The sequence below is a fragment of the Alteromonas sp. CyTr2 genome (assembly GCF_947311905.1).
Lineage (GTDB): Bacteria > Pseudomonadota > Gammaproteobacteria > Enterobacterales > Alteromonadaceae > Alteromonas > Alteromonas macleodii.
This window is the reverse complement of the sequence record NZ_CAMZMZ010000090.1, coordinates 1-1,099: the sequence shown is the minus strand read 5'-3', so window position 1 is coordinate 1,099 and position 1,099 is coordinate 1. Positions and strand designations below refer to the sequence as shown.

Genomic DNA, 1,099 nt, shown 5'->3' with positions numbered 1-1,099 from the left:
CCTTCTTGATAGTGATTTGAACAACCCTATCTTGGCTCATTTGAAGCCTTTATGGGAGGAGAGGGTCCATACCATTAATCCGCATAGATAATTGCCCACTCAGAAGCCGCTGCAAAAACGTACAGGTTAGCTCAATAGGCACAAGCGAATATGATCGAAGAACACAGCAGAGCAGTATCTTGATTAAAAAGGAAATTTACCTATGAACTTAAAAACCGTTATTGGCGCAATAGCTCTAGCTTGTGTAGGTGTTAGTTCTACTCCTGCTTTTGCACAACAAGCTGGCGCTCAACAGCCTCAGGGTTGGATGTGGGGGTTTGGCGTCGCAGCATCGCAAGATGTATATACCGACTTTGATAATCGCGTTGTTCCTATTCCTATTATCGGCTACACCGGTGAAAAGTTACGCGTTTACGGACCATTTATTGGCTATGAACTTTTTCGCGAAAGTGGCTTTACTCTTGACGCTCAGCTTGTCCCGATATTTGCAGGTTATGAAGAAGATGACAGTGCCGTATTTACAGGTATGGACGACAGAGATTTTAGCTACGCGGCCGGAGTTGGGCTTAACTACAACACGGGTAGCTGGGTTTATTCATTGTCAACCAATGCCGATATTCTTGGTAAGTTTGATGGCTACCAAGCGTCCGCCCGTATCGGGAAAAGGTTTAGAATAAATAACTTCATGATCGAGCCGTCTATAGGCGTAAACTACCAAGACAGCAATTACGTCGACTATTACTACGGCGTGCGCCCTGAAGAAGCCACAGCATTTCGAAGTGCATATAACGGCGATAGCGCGCTCAATACGGAAGTACGCGTTGCCATCTCAACCCGACAGTTTCTGGGCGGCATGACCCGTTTAGAAGTTGGCGCCACCTTCTTTGACGATAGCATCAGCGATAGCCCGCTGACAGACGATGATACCGCGCTTAACGCCATGCTGGTTTATACACGCTTTTTCTAGACTATTGCTAATAGCCTACTCTACAACTGGGTGGATAGATTAAATACAAGGTGTTTGTGTCGTCCTAATATAGGTTGACAGTTATTAGGCCAGCTCTCGAAGCTGGCCTTTTCTATTATGCACTGCGTTAGG

General features: G+C 46.0%; 1 protein-coding gene. It reads left to right on the top strand.

Annotation, left to right across the window (positions count from 1 at the left end):
- The first annotated feature begins 202 nt into the window (after nucleotides 1-202).
- Nucleotides 203-967: a MipA/OmpV family protein gene (locus QME20_RS19680; RefSeq protein ID WP_014975793.1), complete on the top strand. Its 765-nt coding sequence runs from the start codon at nucleotides 203-205 to the stop codon at nucleotides 965-967.
- Nucleotides 968-1,099 lie beyond the last annotated feature (132 nt).